18 protein-coding genes are annotated in these 19,435 nt (G+C 59.2%); all 18 read left to right on the top strand.

The features are described from left to right. Nucleotides 1-4 precede the first annotated feature (4 nt). The 18 genes from ACOYXE_RS14745 to ACOYXE_RS14660 all read left to right on the top strand — a co-directional run bounded on the left by ACOYXE_RS14745 (nucleotide 5) and on the right by ACOYXE_RS14660 (nucleotide 19,434). Complete coding sequence (locus ACOYXE_RS14745) at nucleotides 5-742, top strand: cephalosporin hydroxylase family protein (RefSeq protein WP_093439633.1); 738 nt, start codon at nucleotides 5-7, stop codon at nucleotides 740-742. A 54-nt stretch (nucleotides 743-796) separates the two neighbouring features. After that, nucleotides 797-3,712 carry a glycosyltransferase family 2 protein gene (locus ACOYXE_RS14740; RefSeq protein WP_460926195.1) on the top strand — a complete coding sequence of 972 codons (2,916 nt, stop codon included), beginning with the start codon at nucleotides 797-799 and terminating at the stop codon, nucleotides 3,710-3,712. 23 nt (nucleotides 3,713-3,735) lie between these two features. Continuing rightward, nucleotides 3,736-4,737 carry a UDP-N-acetylglucosamine 4,6-dehydratase (inverting) gene (gene pseB / locus ACOYXE_RS14735; RefSeq protein WP_160056756.1) on the top strand — a complete coding sequence of 334 codons (1,002 nt, stop codon included), beginning with the start codon at nucleotides 3,736-3,738 and terminating at the stop codon, nucleotides 4,735-4,737. Further along, nucleotides 4,734-5,891, top strand: a complete 1,158-nt coding sequence (pseC, locus tag ACOYXE_RS14730; protein ID WP_160056758.1) for a UDP-4-amino-4,6-dideoxy-N-acetyl-beta-L-altrosamine transaminase — start codon at nucleotides 4,734-4,736, stop codon at nucleotides 5,889-5,891. The genes pseB and pseC overlap by 4 nt, the downstream gene beginning before the upstream one ends. 31 nt (nucleotides 5,892-5,922) lie before the next feature. Further along, nucleotides 5,923-6,543 (top strand): pseudaminic acid biosynthesis-associated methylase, encoded by a 621-nt coding sequence (locus tag ACOYXE_RS14725; protein ID WP_160056760.1) that lies wholly within the window; start codon nucleotides 5,923-5,925, stop codon nucleotides 6,541-6,543. Further along, entirely contained in the window at nucleotides 6,540-7,235 is a 696-nt protein-coding gene (pseF, locus tag ACOYXE_RS14720) for a pseudaminic acid cytidylyltransferase (RefSeq protein WP_460926194.1), read from the top strand. The genes ACOYXE_RS14725 and pseF overlap by 4 nt, the downstream gene beginning before the upstream one ends. Then, nucleotides 7,232-8,737: a UDP-2,4-diacetamido-2,4,6-trideoxy-beta-L-altropyranose hydrolase gene (pseG, locus tag ACOYXE_RS14715; protein WP_460926193.1), complete on the top strand. Its 1,506-nt coding sequence runs from the start codon at nucleotides 7,232-7,234 to the stop codon at nucleotides 8,735-8,737. The genes pseF and pseG overlap by 4 nt, the downstream gene beginning before the upstream one ends. Beyond that, a complete protein-coding gene (gene pseI, locus ACOYXE_RS14710) occupies nucleotides 8,730-9,782 on the top strand; it encodes a pseudaminic acid synthase (RefSeq protein ID WP_160056766.1) in 1,053 nt (350 codons plus the stop codon). Before pseG ends, pseI begins: the two co-directional genes overlap by 8 nt. A 225-nt stretch (nucleotides 9,783-10,007) precedes the next feature. After that, nucleotides 10,008-10,934: a ketoacyl-ACP synthase III gene (locus ACOYXE_RS14705; RefSeq protein WP_160056768.1), complete on the top strand. Its 927-nt coding sequence runs from the start codon at nucleotides 10,008-10,010 to the stop codon at nucleotides 10,932-10,934. A gap of 87 nt (nucleotides 10,935-11,021) precedes the next feature. Beyond that, nucleotides 11,022-12,311: a motility associated factor glycosyltransferase family protein gene (locus ACOYXE_RS14700; protein WP_405122095.1), complete on the top strand. Its 1,290-nt coding sequence runs from the start codon at nucleotides 11,022-11,024 to the stop codon at nucleotides 12,309-12,311. Next, complete coding sequence (locus ACOYXE_RS14695; protein WP_160056772.1) at nucleotides 12,308-12,574, top strand: hypothetical protein; 267 nt, start codon at nucleotides 12,308-12,310, stop codon at nucleotides 12,572-12,574. Before ACOYXE_RS14700 ends, ACOYXE_RS14695 begins: the two co-directional genes overlap by 4 nt. A gap of 242 nt (nucleotides 12,575-12,816) precedes the next feature. Further along, nucleotides 12,817-13,668, top strand: a complete 852-nt coding sequence (locus ACOYXE_RS14690; RefSeq protein ID WP_141128976.1) for a flagellin domain-containing protein — start codon at nucleotides 12,817-12,819, stop codon at nucleotides 13,666-13,668. A 72-nt stretch (nucleotides 13,669-13,740) separates the two neighbouring features. Next, nucleotides 13,741-14,100 (top strand): flagellar protein FlaG, encoded by a 360-nt coding sequence (locus ACOYXE_RS14685; RefSeq protein ID WP_160056774.1) that lies wholly within the window; start codon nucleotides 13,741-13,743, stop codon nucleotides 14,098-14,100. 82 nt (nucleotides 14,101-14,182) lie between these two features. Next, nucleotides 14,183-15,631 carry a flagellar filament capping protein FliD gene (gene fliD / locus ACOYXE_RS14680; RefSeq protein WP_160056776.1) on the top strand — a complete coding sequence of 483 codons (1,449 nt, stop codon included), beginning with the start codon at nucleotides 14,183-14,185 and terminating at the stop codon, nucleotides 15,629-15,631. 129 nt (nucleotides 15,632-15,760) lie between these two features. Further along, nucleotides 15,761-16,159, top strand: a complete 399-nt coding sequence (gene fliS, locus ACOYXE_RS14675; RefSeq protein ID WP_141128979.1) for a flagellar export chaperone FliS — start codon at nucleotides 15,761-15,763, stop codon at nucleotides 16,157-16,159. An 11-nt stretch (nucleotides 16,160-16,170) separates the two neighbouring features. Further along, complete coding sequence (locus ACOYXE_RS14670) at nucleotides 16,171-16,467, top strand: hypothetical protein (protein WP_016984299.1); 297 nt, start codon at nucleotides 16,171-16,173, stop codon at nucleotides 16,465-16,467. 172 nt (nucleotides 16,468-16,639) lie between these two features. Beyond that, the gene (locus tag ACOYXE_RS14665; RefSeq protein ID WP_007920053.1) at nucleotides 16,640-18,115 is read left to right on the top strand and encodes a sigma-54 dependent transcriptional regulator; all 1,476 of its coding nucleotides are present in this window, start codon (nucleotides 16,640-16,642) and stop codon (nucleotides 18,113-18,115) included. A 125-nt stretch (nucleotides 18,116-18,240) separates the two neighbouring features. Next, nucleotides 18,241-19,434, top strand: a complete 1,194-nt coding sequence (locus ACOYXE_RS14660; protein WP_405124229.1) for a sensor histidine kinase — start codon at nucleotides 18,241-18,243, stop codon at nucleotides 19,432-19,434. The last annotated feature ends 1 nt before the right edge of the window (nucleotide 19,435 follow it).

Here is a 19,435-nt window from a genome sequence, read left to right as displayed (position 1 = left end):
TAAAATGACCGACAACAGCATCAACCAAGCCTTCGAAGCAGAGTGCCGGGAACAGATTGCCCAGCAGGGTGACGACCAGAAACTGACCGGCCTGGCCCGCGATTTCTTCAATGAATCGGCCAAGCACAAATACAGCTATCACTTCTCGTGGATGGGCCGCCCGATCATCCAGTTGCCACAAGACATGATGGCCATGCAGGAGATCATCTGGCAGGTCAAACCGGATCTGGTCATCGAGTGCGGCATCGCCCACGGCGGTTCGATCATCTACTACGCCTCGTTGCTGGAGCTGCAAGGCCACGGCGAAGTGCTGGGCATCGACCTCGACATTCGCCCGCACAACCGCGAAGCGATCGAAAGCCACCCGATGGCCAAACGCATCAAGATGATCGAAGGTTCGAGCATCGACGCCGGCATTGCCGCCCAAGTGCAGGCTGCAGCGAAAGGCAAGAAAGTCATTCTGGTCCTCGACTCCAACCACACCCACGATCACGTCCTCGAAGAGCTGCGTCTGTACGCACCGCTGGTGTCGGTCGACAGCTATTGCGTGGTGATGGACACCGTGGTTGAAGACATGCCGGCCGATTTCTTCCCGGATCGTCCATGGGGCCCGGGCGATAACCCGAAAACCGCCGTGTGGAAATACCTGGAAGAGAACCAGGATTTCGAGATCGACCAGCAGTTGCAGAACAAGCTGCTGATCACCGTGGCGCCGGACGGCTATCTGCGTCGCGTCCGTTAATTCGCAACATCACCAAGCGTTGTTTCGGCGAGTCGCCGGTTGTGGAGAGAAGTTATGCAAGGCAAGTACAGTACTGAACTGGCGCTACCGCTCAATGAGCTATTGACCGTCGTCCTGATTACTCACAATCGGCCGGCGTTTTTGCGCCGGGCGGTGAAGTATTACAGCAGCTTGCCCTGCAGAATCATGGTGCTCGATTCGACTCTGGATCGACCTGAAGGCGACTTTTCCGCTGTCGACTACCACCACGTGCCGCAGTTCGCGTACTGGGGCATGCAGGCCAAACTGGCCTATGGTGTCGAGCATCTGACCACGCCGTATATGGTGCTGGCGGCCGACGACGACTTCATCCTGCATGATTCACTGGCAGAGTCCGTTGGCTTCCTGCATGCCAACCCTGATTACGGTATGTGCCACGGCTATTGCCTGATGTACCTGTCATTGGCCCATGGCGTGAACTACTACCGCCGTGACAAGAAAGTCCAGGAAGACTATGCGTCCGAGCGGGCGCAGGATCGTGTCCTCGATTACATGCACCAGTACATCCCGCCGTTCTACGCGGTAACCCGTACTGACCTGATGAAAAACTGGCACGCGGCGTTGCCGCCGGGGACCAATTTCCAGTGGCAGGAAATTGGCCACGTCTACTACCTGCTGGCCAGTGCCAAGGCGCGCATCCTGCCGATTCCGTACGTAGTGCGCGAGATCAACTACGGTGTCTCCGAGCACAACACCGATGTGTATCACTCGCTGACCTACGTCGACGCCAAATCGGTCGCCGAACGCGAGGCGTTTGCCGAGTTCCTCGTCTCGCTGCCCACCGCTATCGAAGGGCTGGATGCCGGGCAGGCCAAGGCCTTTGCCCTGGAGAGTTTCGAGGCAATGGCCGACAGCCTGAAGTCCGGGCGGGCGCTGACTGCCGAGCTGATTATCGAGTCGACCTGGAACCAGGAACTGAAGGCGCCGGATCGTCGTTTTGGCCCGCTGCAGTATGTCGAAATGCCGTTTTACAACCAGGCATTCTTCGAACGTCTGGAACAGTTCGAGTTCATCTTGCACGCCCTGCCGGCCGGCCGCATGCAACTGGAAGGGCTGGAAGGCGTGTGGACGCGTCAGGCGCACCTGTTGCAGGCGCGCAACAACGATACAGCGGAAAGTGTGCTGGACCGGTTGTGGCAGGCGCATGATCTGAATGCGTTCAACCAGACCGTGGTCAAACGTCTGGCGGCGCAACTGGATATCGTCGGTGACGAGAGCGCCGCGCAAGCCATGCACGAGTGGATCGCCCGCCTCGAAGTGCTGACGGTCGAAGATAATCAGCCGGCCTTCGATAAGATGAAGTCCGGTCGTCTGTTGCAGTGGCTGGCGGCTCGCGCGCCGGCAATCAAGCCACTCGAGTCGATCGGCGAACATCTGGCGACTGAAGGCGGTGGTCCGCAATTCGGCATTTTCGTGCTCGACCTGGACAACGACATCGACAAGTTGCAGGTAACGCTCGACAGCCTGCTCGAAGGTCACTGCAAAGCGTTCAGGGTGGTGGTGTTCACCACCGGTGAAGCGCCGGCGGCGACGACCGCGCAAAACACCCTGCACTTTGTGCGTGTCACCCAGAGCAACGTTGTCGACAAGCTCAACCTCAGCGCTCAGCAGTCGCCAAGCGATTGGTTGCTGCTGTGTGAGGCGGGTGACCAGTTCACCAGCAGCGGCCTGTTGCGCGCCAGTCTGGAACTGATGTCCGCCGACGGTGTGCGTGCCGTTGCCACCGATGAAATCCAGCGCAAGGACAATGGCGCACTGGTTGACGTATTCCGCCCGGGCTTCAATCTGGATCTGCTGCAAAGCGTACCGTCACTGATGGCGCGCCACTGGTTGATCCGTCGCGAAGTGTTGCTCGACGCCGGTGGTTATCAGGCTGACTTCAGCAAGGCGCTGGAGTTTGACCTGTTGCTGCGCATCATCGAGCAGGGCGGCCTCGACGGCTTGGCGCACCTCGACGAGCCGTTGCTGATCACGCAGGCGGCGGAGCTGGAAGAAAACGCCCACGAACGTCAGGCGTTGCTGCGTCATCTGGGCAATCGCGGCTACAAGGCCAAGGTCACGTCGTCGGCGCCGGGCACCTGGCAGATCGATTACCGCCACAGCGAACAGCCGCTGGTATCGATTATTCTGCCGGTGATCGACGATCTGCCGGTGCTGCGCCGCTGCCTGGAAGGCGTGCTGCTCAGAACGCGTTACAGCCGTTATGAAGTGTTGCTGGCGGCAAACGCCAATCAGTCGGCAGCGGTCAACGACTGGCTGGGCACCCTGCGCCACGCCAAGGTCAATGTGCTGCGTGCCGATCAGCCACTGAGTGAGGTCGCGTTGTACAACGCCGCCAGCGAGCAGGCTCAGGGTGAGTATCTGGTGCTGTTGGCCGCTGACAGCGAAGTGGTCAATCCGAACTGGATCGATTCGTTGCTCAACCACGCCCAGCGTCCGGAAGTGGGCGTCGTCGGTGCCAAACTGGTCGACCGCGACGGCAACATCGCTCAGGCCGGTCTGATTCTTGGCCTCAATGACGGCGTGGGTTCGCCCTTCATCGGCGAAAAACACAGCGCAGACAGCTACATGCATCGTTTGACGGTCGAGCAGAATTACTCGGCCGTGTCGAAGGTGTGTCTGATGGTGCGCAAAGAGCTGTTCAACACCCTTGGCGGGCTGGATGAAGTGACGTTCGCCGAGGGTTATGCCGATGTCGATCTGTGCCTCAAGGCGGGTCAGTCCGGTTACCTCATCGTGTGGACGCCGTTGGTGCAGGTGCTGCATACCGGCGAGCTGCCACAGGCGCCGCAAGCACTGGCGGCATTGCGTGAAAAATGGAGCGGCGCTTTCGCTCAGGATTCGGCATACAACGCCAACCTGGCCCTGACCGGCAAAGGGTTCACCCTGGGTGAAAATGCCTCGATCAACTGGGCGCAGTTGCTCGCTTAAGCGTGCCGGACAGGAATCAGCATATGTTCAACGGTCAATCGATTTTCATCTCCGGCGGCACCGGTTCGTTCGGGCGCAAATTCATCGCTCGACTGCTTGAGCAATACCAGCCCAAGCGCGTGGTGGTGTTCTCGCGTGACGAGCTGAAACAGTACGAGATGCAGCAGACGTTCAACGCGCCGTGCATGCGTTACTTCATTGGTGATGTGCGTGACGCAGACCGTCTGCGTCAGGCCATGCGCGGCATCGACTACGTGGTGCATGCTGCGGCGTTGAAGCAGGTGCCGGCGGCGGAATACAACCCCACCGAATGCATTCGCACCAACGTCAATGGCGCGGAAAACATCATCGCCGCCGCCATCGATAACGGCGTGAAAAAGGTTGTGGCGCTGTCCACCGACAAGGCGGCCAGCCCGATCAATCTGTACGGCGCGACCAAGTTGCTCTCGGACAAATTGTTCGTCGCCGCCAATAACATTGCCGGCGAGCAGGAAACCCGCTTTGCCGTGGTGCGCTACGGTAATGTCGCCGGGTCGCGTGGCTCGGTGGTGCCGTTTTTCAGCAAGTTGATCGCCGACGGTGCTCAGGAGTTGCCGATCACCGACGAACGCATGACGCGGTTCTGGATCACCCTCGACCACGGCGTGCAGTTTGTCCTCGACAGCTTTGCGCGGATGCACGGTGGTGAAGTGTTCGTGCCGAAGATTCCGTCGATCCGCATTGTCGATCTGGCGCGCGGCATGGCCGAACATCTGCCACACAAGCACGTCGGCATTCGTCCCGGTGAAAAGCTCCATGAGTTGATGGTGCCGCTGGACGACGCGCGGATGACCCTTGAGTTCGAAGATCACTACACCATCCAGCCGTCGATCCGCTTCACCAGCGTCGATGTCGATTTTGCCGTCGACAAGCTTGGCGAGCAGGGGCTTGCCGTGAGTGAAGATTTCGAATATCGCTCCGACACCAATCCGCACTTTCTCTCGGTCGGGCAGATCGCCGACCTGCACGCGAAGCTCTCGACATGATTCCCTACGGTCGGCAAAGCCTCGATCAGGCAGACATCGATGCGGTCGTCGAAGTGCTGCAATCGGACTGGCTGACCCAGGGGCCGACCATCGAACGCTTCGAGCAGGCGATGGCCGAACGTTGTCAGGCGGACTTCGCCGTTGCGGTGTGCAATGCCACGGCGGCGCTGCACATTGCCTGTCTGGCCGCTGGCCTGGGTCCGGGCGATCGCTTGTGGACGACGCCAAACACTTTCCTCGCTTCGGCCAATTGCGGGCGCTATTGCGGCGCTGAGGTCGATTTCGTCGATATCGATCCGCTGACCTGGAACCTTGATGCCTTCGCCCTCGCAGCGAAGCTTGATCAGGCCGAACAGGACGGCACTTTGCCGAAAGTGCTGGTGGCGGTGGCGTTTTCCGGGCAGAGCTGCGACATGCGGCGCATTGCTGAATTGGCCGAGCGCTACAACTTCACGGTGATCGAGGATGCCTCGCACGCCGTCGGTGCCAGTTACGCCGGGCGCCCGGTCGGCTGCGGTGAATTCGCGGCGATGACCGTGTTCAGTTTTCATCCGGTGAAAATCATCACCAGTGCTGAAGGTGGCATGGTGCTAACCAACCGCCCGCATCTGGCCGAGCGCCTGCAACGTTTGCGCAGCCACGGCATGACCCGTGATCCGCAGCAAATGACCGAATCCAGTCATGGGCCGTGGTACTACCAACAGGTCGAGCTGGGTTTCAACTACCGGATTACCGATCTGCAGGCTGCGCTGGGCTTGTCTCAGTTGAACAAGCTGGACGACTTCATCGCCCGGCGTCGCGAACTGGCGGCGCGTTACGATCGTTTGCTGGCGTATTTGCCGGTGACGCTGCCCAGCCCTCAGGCGGAAGCGGAGTCGGCGTGGCATCTGTACGTGATTCGCTTGCAGACCGAGCGCATCGGCCTTAATCATCGTCAGGTTTTCGAAGGCTTGCGCGCCGCCGGGATCGGCGTAAACCTGCACTATATTCCCGTGCATTTGCAGCCCTACTATCGTGACCTGGGTTTTGCCGAGGGCGATTTTCCCGAGGCCGAACGCTATTACGCCGAGGCCATCAGCTTGCCGCTGTACCCGTTGCTGAGTGATCAGCAGCAGGATTATGTAGTCGAGCAATTGCGTCGACTGACCGAATGAATACCGCCGTGGCGGTGGGTGAGACTGAGTCATGCGTAATCTGAGCGAGCAGGAAAAGTTCTGGCAGGGTGAGTTCGGCAACCAGTACGTTGAGCGCAATATCGGCCAACCGCTGGTGGCGGCCAATCTTGCCTTGTTTGCCAAAGCGTTGAGCCGCGCCGGGCGCATTGAAAGCCTGGTGGAGCTGGGCACCAATGCCGGCAATAATTTGCAGGCGCTGCATCAGTTGCTGCCGCGCTGTGAGCTGTTTGGGGTCGAGATCAATGACAGCGCTTTTGCTCAGGCACGGGCGTTGAACATTGCGCAGATCTGGCATGGCTCGCTGTTCGATTTCCCGCGCGAGCGCCGCTACGATCTGACCCTGAGCAAAGGTGTGCTGATCCATCTGGCCCCTGAACTGTTGCCGACCGCTTATGCGCAGTTGTACGCGTTGAGCCAGCGCTATATTTTGATCGCCGAGTACTACAACCCGGCACCGGTGGAAGTGTCCTATCGCGGTAACAGCGGCAAGCTGTTCAAGCGTGATTTCGCCGGTGAAATGCTCGATCGCTACGCTGATCTGCAACTGCTGGATTACGGCTTTGTTTACCATCGTGACCCGCAGTTCCCGGCGGATGACGTCACTTGGTTCCTGATGGAAAAACGTCCTTGAGCAACGTTGCAATCATTCCGGCCCGCGGCGGCAGCAAGCGCATCCCGCGCAAGAATCTCTTGCCGTTCGACGGTGTGCCGATGATTGTCCGTTCGATCCGCACTGCGCTGGAGTCGGGCGTGTTCGATCAGGTCGTGGTCAGCACCGACGATGCCGAGATTGCCGATGTCGCGCGGGCCCATGGCGCGCAAGTGCCGTTCCTGCGCCCGGCGAAACTGGCTGACGATTTCACCGGTACGGCGGCAGTGATCGTGCATGCCTTGCAGCAGTTGCCAACCTTCGATTTCGCCTGCTGTGTGTACGCCACGGCGCCGCTGCTGCAGGCGCGCTATCTGCATCAGGGACTGGAATTACTGGAACAGCGTCGCGACAAGTCTTTTGCGTTTTCCGTGTGCAGTTTCGGTTTTCCGGTGCAGCGTGCGCTGACGCTGGACGGGCAGGGCGCGCTGACTGCGTTGTATCCCGAATTTCGTAATACCCGCTCGCAGGATCTGCCCGAAGCGTTTCAGGATGCCGGTCAGTTCTACTGGGGCCGCAGTGAGGCCTGGTTGCGTGGTGAGGTGGTTTATTCGCCGGCCAGTCTGCCGGTGATTTTGCCCCGGCACCTGGTGCAGGACATCGACACGCCCGAAGACTGGAAGCGCGCCGAATACTTGTACGCCGCGCTCAAGGCGGGCGGAGAGCTGCAATGAGAGTGCTGATTCGCGCCGACGCCTCGCCGACCATCGGCAGTGGCCATATTGCCCGTTGCCTGACGCTGGCGCGGGTGTTGCGCGGGCAGGGCAGCCATGTCGCGTTTGCCTGTCGGCAATTGCCGGGGCATCGGCTGGAGGCGCTGAACGACGAAGGGTTTGAAACCTTTGCGCTGCCTGATCGTTACCTCGCTGAAGACCCACAGCAAGCCATCGAGTCGATGCTGCCGTGGCAGGCCGATATCGACGCACTCGGTCTGCTGCTGGACGGCCATGCCGAGTTCGACTGGATCATCGTCGATCATTACGGCCTCGATCATCACTGGCAAACCGCTGCACGCCGCTGGGCACATCGCATCGCGGCGGTGGATGATCTGGCGACCCGGCGCTACAGCGTTGATCTGTTGCTCAATCAGAACTTGTCCGGCCTCAGCGAAAACTACACACCCTTGCTACCTGAGGGTTGCCGCACGTTGCTGGGCCCGCGCTACGCCATGCTGCGCGAAGAGTTCAATTGCCCGGCCATCGACATCAAACCCACGGCTCGCCGGGTACTGGTGAATTTCGGCGGCTTCGATGCGGCGATGCAGACTCATCACGCGATGCTCGCCCTCGCTGATTTCAGCGAATTGCAGGTGGACTTCGTTGCTGGCGCCGAGAACCCGGCGTGGGCGCAGATGCAGGCCTTGGCCGAGACGCGGCCGAACTGGCGCCTGCACAGCTTCGTCAGTGATTTCTACCAGCGCATGAGCGAAGCCGATCTGTTTATCGGTGCCGGCGGCGGTACCAGTTGGGAGCGTGCAGCGCTGGGGCTGCCGACGATTTGTATCGCGGTTTCGAATAACCAGCAGGTCAACGGCGAAGTCATGGCCGCAGCGGGGGCGCATGTGTTCATGGGCGCCCGTGAGCAGGTCAGTGTCGAGCAATTGCGTGACGCTGTCGGTTTTGTGGTGGGCAATCATTTTCTGCGCCAGAGCCTGGCCGAACGTTCGCGGCAATTGGTCGATGGTCGCGGCGCCGAGCGCGTTGCGGCAGCGCTGGCTGGCGCGGTGCTCAAGTTGCGCCCGGCGACGCTGGACGATGCGCAATTGTTGTTCGAGGGGCGTAATGCCGAAGCCGTGCGGCGCTGGTCGCCGCAGACTGGCGCGATCGATTGGGTGCAACACCTCAACTGGCTGACGGCAAGTTTGCGTAATCCGCAGCGCCTGCTGTTGATCGCCGAGGCAGACGATGGCGCCGTCGGTGTTGTGCGTTATGACCTGCGCGGATTTGAAGCCGAAGTCTCGATCTACTTGCTGCAAGGGCGTATCGGCCTCGGCTGGGGCAGGGCGCTGTTGACCCGTGGTCAGGCATTCGTCGCCGCGCACTGGCCACAACTGGCGGTCATCAACGCCTGCGTCCTGCCGGACAATCTGCCCTCATTGAATGTGTTTCGTGACGCCGGGTTTACCCAAGGGGCCTGCGCGTTCACCCGTGTTTTGAAGGATCACCCGCATGACTAGTTTCAAGATCGGCAACCGCTTGATCGGCGCCGATGCGCCGCCCTTCATCATTGCCGAGATGAGTGGCAACCATAACCAGTCGCTGGACGTGGCCCTGCAAATTGTCGAGGCCGCGGCCAGGGCCGGCGCGCATGCCCTGAAGCTGCAGACCTACACCGCCGAAACCATGACCCTGGACCTGGCTGAGGGCGAGTTCTTTATCAAGGATCCGGGCAGTCTGTGGGCGGGTACTTCGCTCTACGACTTGTATGAAAAAGCCCACACGCCGTGGGAATGGCATGCACCGATTTTCGCCCGTGCAAAAGAACTGGGCATGCTTGCATTCTCGACACCGTTCGATGCCACAGCGGTGGATTTTCTCGAAAGTCTTGATGTGCCGGCCTACAAGATCGCCAGTTTCGAAAACACCGACCTGCCGTTGATCCGTCGTGTGGCCGCCACCGGCAAGCCGCTGATCATCTCCACCGGCATGGCCAGCATCGCCGAGCTGGATGAAACCGTGCGTGCCGCCCGCGAGGCCGGCTGCAAGGATCTGGTGCTGCTCAAGTGCACCAGCACTTATCCGGCGACGCCGCTCAACAGCAACGTGCGCACGATTCCCCATCTGCGTGAATTGTTCGGTTGCGAAGTGGGGCTGTCCGATCACTCGATGGGCGTTGGCGTGTCGGTGGCGGCGGTGGCGCTGGGCGCGACGGTGGTGGAAAAACACTTCACCCTCGACCGTTCGGCAGGTGGCGTCGATGCGAGTTTTTCGCTGGAGCCGGCGGAAATGGCCAGTCTGGTAGTGGAAACCGAACGAGCCTGGCAGGCCTTGGGTCAGGTGCGCTATGGCGCCACCGACGCCGAACTGAAATCTGTGGTGTATCGCCGCTCGCTGTACGTTACCGCCGACATGGCCGCTGGTGACACCTTTACCGGGGACAATCTGCGGGCGATTCGCCCCGGTCTCGGACTGCCGCCCAAGCACACCGAGGCCGTCCTCGGTCGCCGCGCGCGTGCGCCGATCAAGCGCGGCACGCCGCTGGACTGGTCGCTGGTCGAATAAGCCGATCTGCACCGAATCGGCAAAATAGCGTGACCTGCGAGTCATAACGCGCATCTTCACTGTATTGTATTGATCGGGGAGATGGCGCCTGGCTCGTTTTCGATGCCAGTGATAGCCCTTTGCGCTCCCCGTGGCTGCCCGTTGTGGCGGCCGTTTTCGTTTGTCGGCGCCCCTCGAAATCCTTGCGAGCGGTGGTCTTGGGCTGTTTTTTATTGGGAAGCCGTAATGATTGGCATAAAAAGCATTGCGAGCTACGTTCCTGTAGCCGGCGTGGACAATTACGCACAAGGTGCAAAATTCGAGAAGGATGAAGAATTCATCCTTGGCAAGATCGGCTCGGCGTTCCTGCCGCGCAAAGACGCTGAACAAGAAACCTCCGATCTGTGCGTGGAAGCGGCCAATGCGCTGTTTGCCAGCAACCCTGGACTGAAACGTGAATCGATCGACGCCTTGATCGTCGTCACTCAGAACGGTGATGAAGAAGGCCTGCCGCACACCGCCGCGATCGTACAGGACAAGCTCGGTCTGCCGACCAACGTGGCGGCGTTCGACATTTCCCTGGGCTGCTCCGGTTATGTCTACGGCATCTACGCGATCAAGGGCTTCATGGAAGCCGCCGGTCTGAAGAACGGCCTGCTGATCACTGCTGACCCGTATTCGAAAATCGTCGATCCGGAAGACCGCAACACCACCATGCTGTTCGGCGATGCCGCGACCGCTACGTGGATGGGCGAAGATCCGACCTGGGCGCTGGGCAAGGCCAAGTTCGGCACTGACGGCTCAGGTGCGCCGCACTTGAAAGTCACCGATGGCGTGTTCTTCATGAACGGTCGTCAGGTCTTCAACTTCGCACTGCTCAAAGTCCCGGCACACTTGCACGAACTGCTCGATGATTCCGGTCTGAAGGCCGATGACATCGATGCGTTCTGCATTCACCAGGGCAGTGCGGCGATTGTCGATGCCGTGGCGCGGCGTTTCGAAGGCGAGCCGGAGAAGTTCATCAAGGACATGGTCGAGACCGGTAATACCGTGTCGTCGAGCATTCCGTTGCTGCTGGAAAAACACGTACTCGATTCCGACTGGCAACGTATTGCGCTGAGCGGTTTCGGTGTCGGTCTGTCGTGGGGCTCGGCGATCATCTATCGTCCTTGAGTCCGAGCAAAAACGGCGGATACAAAAATAGCGTTCAAGGTTAACCTTGAACGCTATTTTTTTGCCTGAAACGGAGCGCGAGGCGCCATGAGCGAGTTTTTCCAAGCCAATGCCGAGGTGTTGCAACGGCGCTGGCCGGCGCTGTTCGAGCGACTGATGGCTGAAGACAGTGCGGCCGTTCCAGCTCAATTGGTTGAGGGGCATGGCTCGACGCTGAGCATCAACGGCATTCAACTCACCAGCCGCCATGACCGCCTCCATGAAGCGCGGACTCAGGCGGCCAGCCTGCCAGAAAAAGCACAATTGCATGTTTATGGCACGGGCCTCGGTGATTTGCCCGGGGTGCTGCTTGAACGCGAAGGGCTGCAACGCTTGTACGTGCACATCCTTAACGGCGCGTTGTTTGCGCTGGTGGTGCAACTGCTTGATCAGCGTGAATGGCTGGACGATCCGCGCGTCGAGTTGTTTTATGCCGGTGATCACGCGGATTTTTTCACGCCGTTTTTTGCCTTGCCCGCCGAGATGCTGCTGGCCGATGACTTCAACGCGAAAGTCCGTGATCGCTTGGTCAGTGAAGTGCACCTGAGTTTCAACAATCGGGATTTCGATCCGCAGTCGCCGGAGATTCAACAGCGTTTGCAGGCGTGCCTGCCTGTACTGCTCGCCGATGCGGATGTGGCGCAGTTGTTCGGCACGTGTGTGGGTCGGGAAATCTATGTGATCGCCACCGGGCCGACACTGGAGCAGCATTACCAGCGTCTCGCTGCAATCCGCCAGCGCGCCGAACGCCCGCTATTCATCTGTGTCGACACTGCGTATCGACCGCTGCGCGAACACGGGATTGTGCCTGATCTGGTGGTGAGCATTGATCAGCGCATCAGTTTTCGTCATCTGCCCTTCGAAGAGTCCGACTGCATCCCGCTGGTGTATCTGCCGATGAGCGATCCGGCGGTGTTGAAGGCGTGGAAGGGCAAACGTTACGGTGGTTATTCCGCAAGTCCGATCTACGCGAACTTGCGTGAGCAGCATCCGCGAGCGCAGTTGCACGTTGGCGGCAGTGTGATTCACCCGGCGGTGGATCTGGCGGTAAAGATGGGGGCCGCCAGCATTACGCTGTTTGGCGCTGACTTCGCTTTTCCGATGAACAAGACCCATGCCGGCTGGAACGACGGCGAGCTGGGGCCGTCGGTGAATCAGGCGCGGCATTGGGTGCGCGATGGCCATGGCCAACGGGTCAGCACGCAACTCAATTTTCGCGGTTATCTGTGCGTGCTGGAGCGCTACATCGCTGCGCATCCACAGGTCGGGTTTCTCAACAGCAGCCGCTGCGGGGCGCTGATCGCCGGAACCGCTTTCAATCCGGAGTTTGTGCAATGAGTGCGCTGAGTGTCTGTAAGGATGAATGTCGTCAGTGCGCAGGTTTGTTTCGCCTGGGTCGCGATGTCGAGGCGGCGCTGGCGATGGTCGATGTGTTTGAAAAGGCCCAGCAATGTTTATCGTCTGCTTCTGCAGAGGTGCAGCAGATGTGGGCGCAGCTGTTACTGCAAATGCTCGCATCCCAGGAGCGCCAGGACTGGCTGGGGCTGGCTGACGCTATGGAGTATGAACTGGTGGATTTGCTGGAAAGTGTCCCGGCCTGAGTGTGCCGACAGCACTGGCCCGCAGGTTTGCGCGACAGTCGGTTTTATGACGTCATTTATTCGCGGTGGATGGACTGCTAAGTCTTTGTTTTCTCGGGGGTGGCAGGGTGATGGCAAATTTTTTTCAAAAAGCCCTCAAGCAACCTGCAAACCCGACGATAACTATTACGAAGGTTCTCTAGGCCATACCCGGCGGTTGCCAGGGCCGGAAGCCGCAGTACCCAACCAACGAGGAATTCGTCATGGCTTTAACAGTAAACACCAACACTACGTCGTTGAACGTTCAGAAAAACCTGAACCGCGCTTCCGACGCTCTGTCGACTTCGATGCAGCGCCTGTCTTCCGGCCTGAAAATCAACAGCGCTAAAGACGACGCCGCTGGCCTGCAAATCTCCAACCGTATGTCTTCCCAGATCCGCGGTAACACCCAGGCTATCCAGAACGCCAACGACGGTATCTCCGTAGCTCAGACCGCTGAAGGCGCTCTGCAAGCCACTACCGACATTCTGCAGCGTATGCGTGAACTGGCTGTTAAAGCACGTAACGGTACCAACGGCACTGCTGACCAGACCGCTACCAACGCTGAATTCGCTCAGATGTCTGACGAAATCACCCGTATCTCGGCTTCGACCAACCTGAACGGCAAAAACCTGCTGGACGGTTCGGCTGGTACTGTGACCCTGCAAGTGGGCGCAAACACCGGTTCGGCTAACCACATCGACCTGGTACTGAGCTCCAAGTTCGACGCAGTAAGCCTGTCGGTAGGCAGCGGTACTCTGTCCCTGACCGGTGCTAGCGTTTCTGGCGCTGCTACCAACATCGACAGCGCTATCACTGCAATCGACGCCGCTATCGCTGCAATCGGTTCGACTCGTGCCAGCCTGGGTGCTTCGCAAAACCGTCTGACCAGCACCATCCAGAACTTGCAGAACATCACCGAGAACACCACTGCTGCACAAGGTCGCGTACAAGATACCGACTTCGCCGCAGAGACTGCTAACCTGACCAAGCAGCAAACCCTGCAACAGGCTTCGACCTCTGTTCTGGCTCAAGCCAACCAACTGCCTTCCGCTGTACTGAAGCTGCTTCAGTAATTTCGGAATAAGTTTAAGCGGGGGAGTGTGCTTGTCGCGCTCTCTCGCTTTTTTCGTTAAGAGGTGATGGGCATGGACATGAGCGTAAAGCTTAACGTGTCTTATCCGGCTCCCAAGCCAGCGACCCCTGTTGCTGACAAGCCGTCAGAGACGCCAAAAGTTGCGAAGGCCGATGCTCCGGTTGCTGACCGCAAAAGTCAGGACACGGATGACGCCAAGTTGAAACTGGCTGTGCAGGAGATCGAGAAGTTCGTTCAATCGATCAAGCGCAATCTGGAGTTCTCGATCGATGAGCATTCCGGTAAGGTCATCGTCAAGGTGATCGCAAGCGAGACGGGTGAGGTCGTTCGACAGATTCCCTCCGCAGAAGCCCTCAAGCTGGCAGACAGCCTCGCCAATGCGAGCCACGTTCTGTTCGACGCCAAAGTCTGATAGCTGGCATGAATAATGTTTGTACGTTCTCAGGACGCGTGTAACGGTCAAAAGAATGGCAACAATCTGAAGGGAGATGCACATGGCAAGTCCAATTCTACCGGGTTCCGGACTGGGTTCCGGCCTGGACATCGGCGCGATCGTGACCGCGCTGGTCAACGCCGACAAGTCTGCCAAGCAGACGCAGATCGACACTCAGACGAAAACCAACTCGCTGAAGATTTCCGGTGTCGGTTCGCTGAAAAGCGCACTGGCGGCGTATCAGAAGGCGATGACCGACCTTAATAAAGCGTCGAGCCCGGCATTTGCCGGTTTTACCGCAACGTCGGACACACCAACGATTGTCGGTGCAACATCGGACAAAACGGCCGTACCGGGTACTTACAGCGTTGTTGTGAAGAACCTGGCCACCGGCTCGAAAGTCGCCAGTGCCGCATTTGCCGGCGGTGCCGCCAGTGCTATTCCGAGTGGTACTCTGAAAATCAGTCAGAATGGCATTGATTACAATGTTGCGATTCCGGCCAATGCCACCTTGCAGTCCACGCGGGACGCGATCAACACGGCGCAGGCCAGCAACGGTATTTCCGCCAACATCGTGACCGACAGTAGCGGTTCTTCGCGCCTGGTGCTGAGCTCGAACAAGACTGGCGCCGGCATGGACCTGCAGGTCAGCGGTATCGCGGGTCTTGAGATCGATGGCACCCAGGAAATGGGTGACAACCCGGCGGCAGGCGCTTCCGGGGCGGTCGGTAAGGTGGCCAAAGATGCCAACCTCACCATTGACGGGCTGGCTGTCAGCAGCAAGACCAACACGGTAACAGGCGCAATCAGCGGCATGACGCTGAATCTGGTGGCTGCGAGCCCTGTCGTCAACGGCACGGCAACCCCGGCGACGGTTTCGGTTGCGACCAATACCGCCGGTATCCAGACGTCGCTGCAGACGTTCATCGATTCCTACAACACCCTGAAGAAAACCGTCGACACGCTGTCCAAGGCGACGCCGGACGCCGATGGCAATCTGACCGTTTCATCGGCTTTCACCGGTGATGCGCTGCCGCGCTCGTTGATGGCTGATGTGCGTGCTCAGCTGACTGATCCAGGGGCTGGTGGCAAAGGGCAATTGTCCGTGCTGTCGCAGATGGGTGTTCTGACTGACAGTAAAACCGGTTTGCTGACGCTCGACACGGCGGTGTTCAACAAGCGTATGGAACTCCCGGGCATGGCTGGTCAGGTTCAACAGCTGTTCAGTGGTACCGACGCCAAAAATGGTTTGTTGGCACGCATGAACGCGGCGGTTGATCCGTACGTCAAGACCGGTGGCCTGCTCGATCAGCGCAGTTCCAACCTGACGAACATCACCTCGGCCCTGCAAAAGCAGCAGACGGCCCTGGACTTGCGCGTCGATAACCTGACCAAGACGCTGACGGCCAAGTACAACGCCATGGACCTGCTGGTCGGGCAGATGAAAGCAACGGCGAGTAATATCACGTCGTTCTTCAGCTCCCTGAACGCTCAGCAGTCCGCGAAGTAACAGGCAGTAACGACAAAAACCCGGCTACGCTTTATCGGCGTGCGCCGGGTTTTTGTCTTTTGAACTAAAGTTCTGTGATTCGTTGGCGATACACTGGTTATACGAGTCATTGTGGCAATGAGGTAGAACATGAATCCGATGTTAGCCCTTCGGCAGTACCAGAAAGTCGGCGCACACGCTCAGACATCCGAAGCGAGCCCGCACCGTCTGGTGCAAATGTTGATGGAAGGTGGACTGGCCCGTATCGCTCAGGCCAAAGGCGCCATCGAGCGCAAGGATATTCCTGGCAAGTGCACTTCGATCAGCAAAGCGATTGGCATTGTCAGCGGCCTGCGCGAAGGCCTCGATCTGGAGAACAGCGCAGACACCCTGGCTGATCTGGACGGGCTGTACATCTACATGATGAAGCGCCTCGCCGAGGCGAACATCAGCAGCGATCCGCGCATTCTCGATGAGGTTGCAGGCTTGCTGGGCACGGTGAAAGAAGGCTGGGATGCCATTGCTCCTGTGCCAGCTCCGCAGTTCTGAAGGAGATCGTCATGAGTCTAGTATTGCAGCGAATCGCCGATACCCGTGAAGCGTTGGTCACCGCGCTGGCCGAACGCAACTGGGAAGCCATTGGCGAGCTGGATCTGGCTTGCCGTTCCTGCATGGAAGACGTCATGGCTGAAGCTGCGCTGGATGAAGTCGCGTTGCGCGATAATCTTGAGGAGTTGCTCCATGTCTACAAGGAGCTTCTTGAGGTGGCGATGGGGGAGCGACAGGCGATAGCCAACGAGATGTCGCAGATCACCCAAGCGCAAAAGGCGGCAAAGGTTTACCATCTGTTTGGTTAATTAACCCCCAGTTAATCCAGACATGTGCGCCATAAATTTGACTGTGCACGGTTTTTTGACTTAACTAGTGGCTGTTTTCAGATTTCAGGCGTCTACAGGCACATGGTGTCCTGCAAGCGTCTCGCTTGCCCCTTATTTTGGGCATTGAGTTGACTAGGGAAGTTGCTATTGCATGTGGCGTGAAACCAAAATTCTGCTGATCGATGACGATAGCGTCCGCCGCCGCGACCTGGCGGTGATTCTAAATTTTCTTGGCGAAGAAAATTTACCCTGCGGCAGCCATGACTGGCAGCAGGCAGTCGGCTCTTTGTCGTCTAGTCGTGAGGTCATTTGCGTACTGATCGGGACCGTTAATGCTCCTGGTGCGCTTTTGGGCTTGCTAAAGACACTCTCAACCTGGGATGAGTTCCTTCCGGTTTTGTTGATGGGCGATAATTCTTCCGTCGACTTGCCTGAAGATCAGCGTCGCCGAGTGCTTTCGACCCTCGAAATGCCGCCCAGCTACAGCAAATTGCTCGACTCCCTGCACCGTGCCCAGGTCTATCGCGAGATGTATGATCAGGCCCGTGAGCGCGGTCGTCATCGCGAACCCAATCTGTTCCGTAGCCTCGTCGGCACCAGCCGTGCGATCCAGCACGTGCGCCAGATGATGCAGCAAGTGGCCGACACCGACGCCAGCGTGCTGATCCTCGGCGAGTCCGGGACCGGCAAGGAAGTGGTCGCGCGCAACCTGCATTACCATTCCAAGCGTCGCGATGCGCCATTCGTGCCGGTCAACTGCGGGGCGATCCCGGCAGAGCTGCTCGAAAGCGAATTGTTCGGTCACGAGAAGGGCGCCTTCACCGGCGCAATCACCAGTCGTGCCGGGCGTTTCGAACTGGCCAATGGCGGTACGCTGTTCCTCGATGAAATCGGCGACATGCCGCTGCCGATGCAGGTCAAGCTGCTGCGCGTCCTGCAGGAGCGCACCTTCGAGCGCGTGGGCAGCAACAAGACCCAGAGCGTCGACGTGCGCATCATCGCTGCGACGCACAAGAATCTCGAAAGCATGATCGAGATCGGCACCTTCCGCGAAGACCTCTACTATCGCCTCAACGTGTTCCCGATCGAGATGGCGCCGCTGCGTGAGCGCGTCGAAGACATTCCGTTGTTGATGAACGAACTGATCTCGCGCATGGAGCATGAGAAGCGTGGTTCGATCCGCTTCAACTCGGCGGCGATCATGTCGCTGTGCCGTCACGGCTGGCCGGGCAACGTCCGCGAGCTGGCCAACCTGGTCGAGCGCATGGCGATCATGCATCCGTACGGGGTGATCGGCGTGGTCGAACTGCCGAAGAAATTCCGCTACGTCGACGACGAAGACGAGCAAATGGTCGACAGCCTGCGCAGTGATCTCGAAGAGCGCGTGGCGATCAATGGTCATACGCCGGACTTCACCGCCAACGCCATGCTGCCGCCGGAAGGCCTGGACCTGAAGGACTATCTCGGTGGTCTGGAACAGGGGCTGATTCAACAGGCGCTGGACGATGCCAATGGCATTGTCGCGCGTGCGGCTGAACGTCTGCGTATCCGTCGTACCACCCTGGTCGAGAAGATGCGCAAGTACGGCATGAGCCGACGCGATGGAGATGAACAGGCGGAGGATTGACGCCTGTTTTTCAACTGCTTCATTTATAAGCAGTTTTTTTTAGGCACGGGTATTGCTACAGCCCTCGCAACGTTCCGTTTAACTGACGGTCAGCCAAGCGAGAAAGCACAATGCCCCACGCCCAGATGTCTTCTGCCTCCAGTCCCGAGGGGCAACCGTCCTCCGTAGAGCAGGCAAGCCGGCAGGGCCTTGAGCAGGCATTCGAGCTGTTCAGCCAAATGTCCAGCCAACTGACTGACTCTTACAGCATGCTTGAAGCGCGGGTAACCGAGCTCAAGGGTGAGCTGGCAGTGGTGAGCGCCCAGCGCATGCAGGAGCTGGCCGAAAAGGAACGCTTGGCCAACCGTCTGCAAAACCTTCTTGATCTGTTGCCCGGTGGCGTTATCGTCATCGACGGTCACGGCATTGTGCATGAGGCCAACCCGGCCGCCATCGAGTTGCTGGGGCTGCCGCTTGAAGGCGAATTATGGCGCCATGTGATTGCCCGCTGCTTCGCCCCGCGTGAAGACGATGGCCATGAAATTTCCCTGAAAAACGGTCGGCGCCTGTCGATTGCCACCCGCTCGCTGGACGCCGAGCCGGGGCAATTGGTGCTGCTCAACGACCTGACAGAAACCCGTCATCTGCAGGATCAACTGGCGCGCCACGAGCGCTTGTCCTCGTTGGGCCGTATGGTCGCTTCGCTGGCGCATCAGATCCGCACGCCGTTGTCCGCAGCGTTGCTCTACGCCAGTCATTTGACTGAGCAGGAATTGCCGGTGGCCACTCAGCAGCGCTTCGCGGGGCGCCTGAAAGAGCGCCTGCATGAGCTGGAGCACCAGGTGCGCGACATGCTGGTGTTCGCTCGCGGTGAATTGCCGCTGACCGATCGCCTCACACCCAACGCTTTGATGCAGGCGCTGCAAGCGGCGGCGCTGACCCATGTGCAGGATCTGCCAATCCGCTGGCAGTGCGACAGTCATGTCGGCGAGCTGCTGTGTAATCGCGACACGTTGGTCGGCGCGCTGTTGAATCTGATTGAAAACGCGATTCAGGCCAGTGCCGGCGACGTCCGCCTGAAAGTCCATTGCTACACCCGCGACAACAGCCTGCGCCTGTGCATCAGCGACAGTGGCAGCGGCATCGAGCCAGCCGTTCTGGCGCGGCTCGGCGAACCGTTTTTTACCACCAAAGTTACCGGTACCGGCCTCGGCCTGACCGTGGTCAAGGCTGTGGCTCGGGCACATCAGGGAGAATTGCTGCTGCGTTCGCGGGTCGGGCGCGGCACGTGCGCGCAGGTGAATCTGCCGCTGTTTTCCGCGGTACAGGGAGCTGAGTGAA

Source organism: Pseudomonas sp. MC6 (assembly GCF_054790575.1).
Note: the sequence above shows the minus strand (reverse complement) of the source record. Positions and strands in the feature narration are given on the sequence as shown.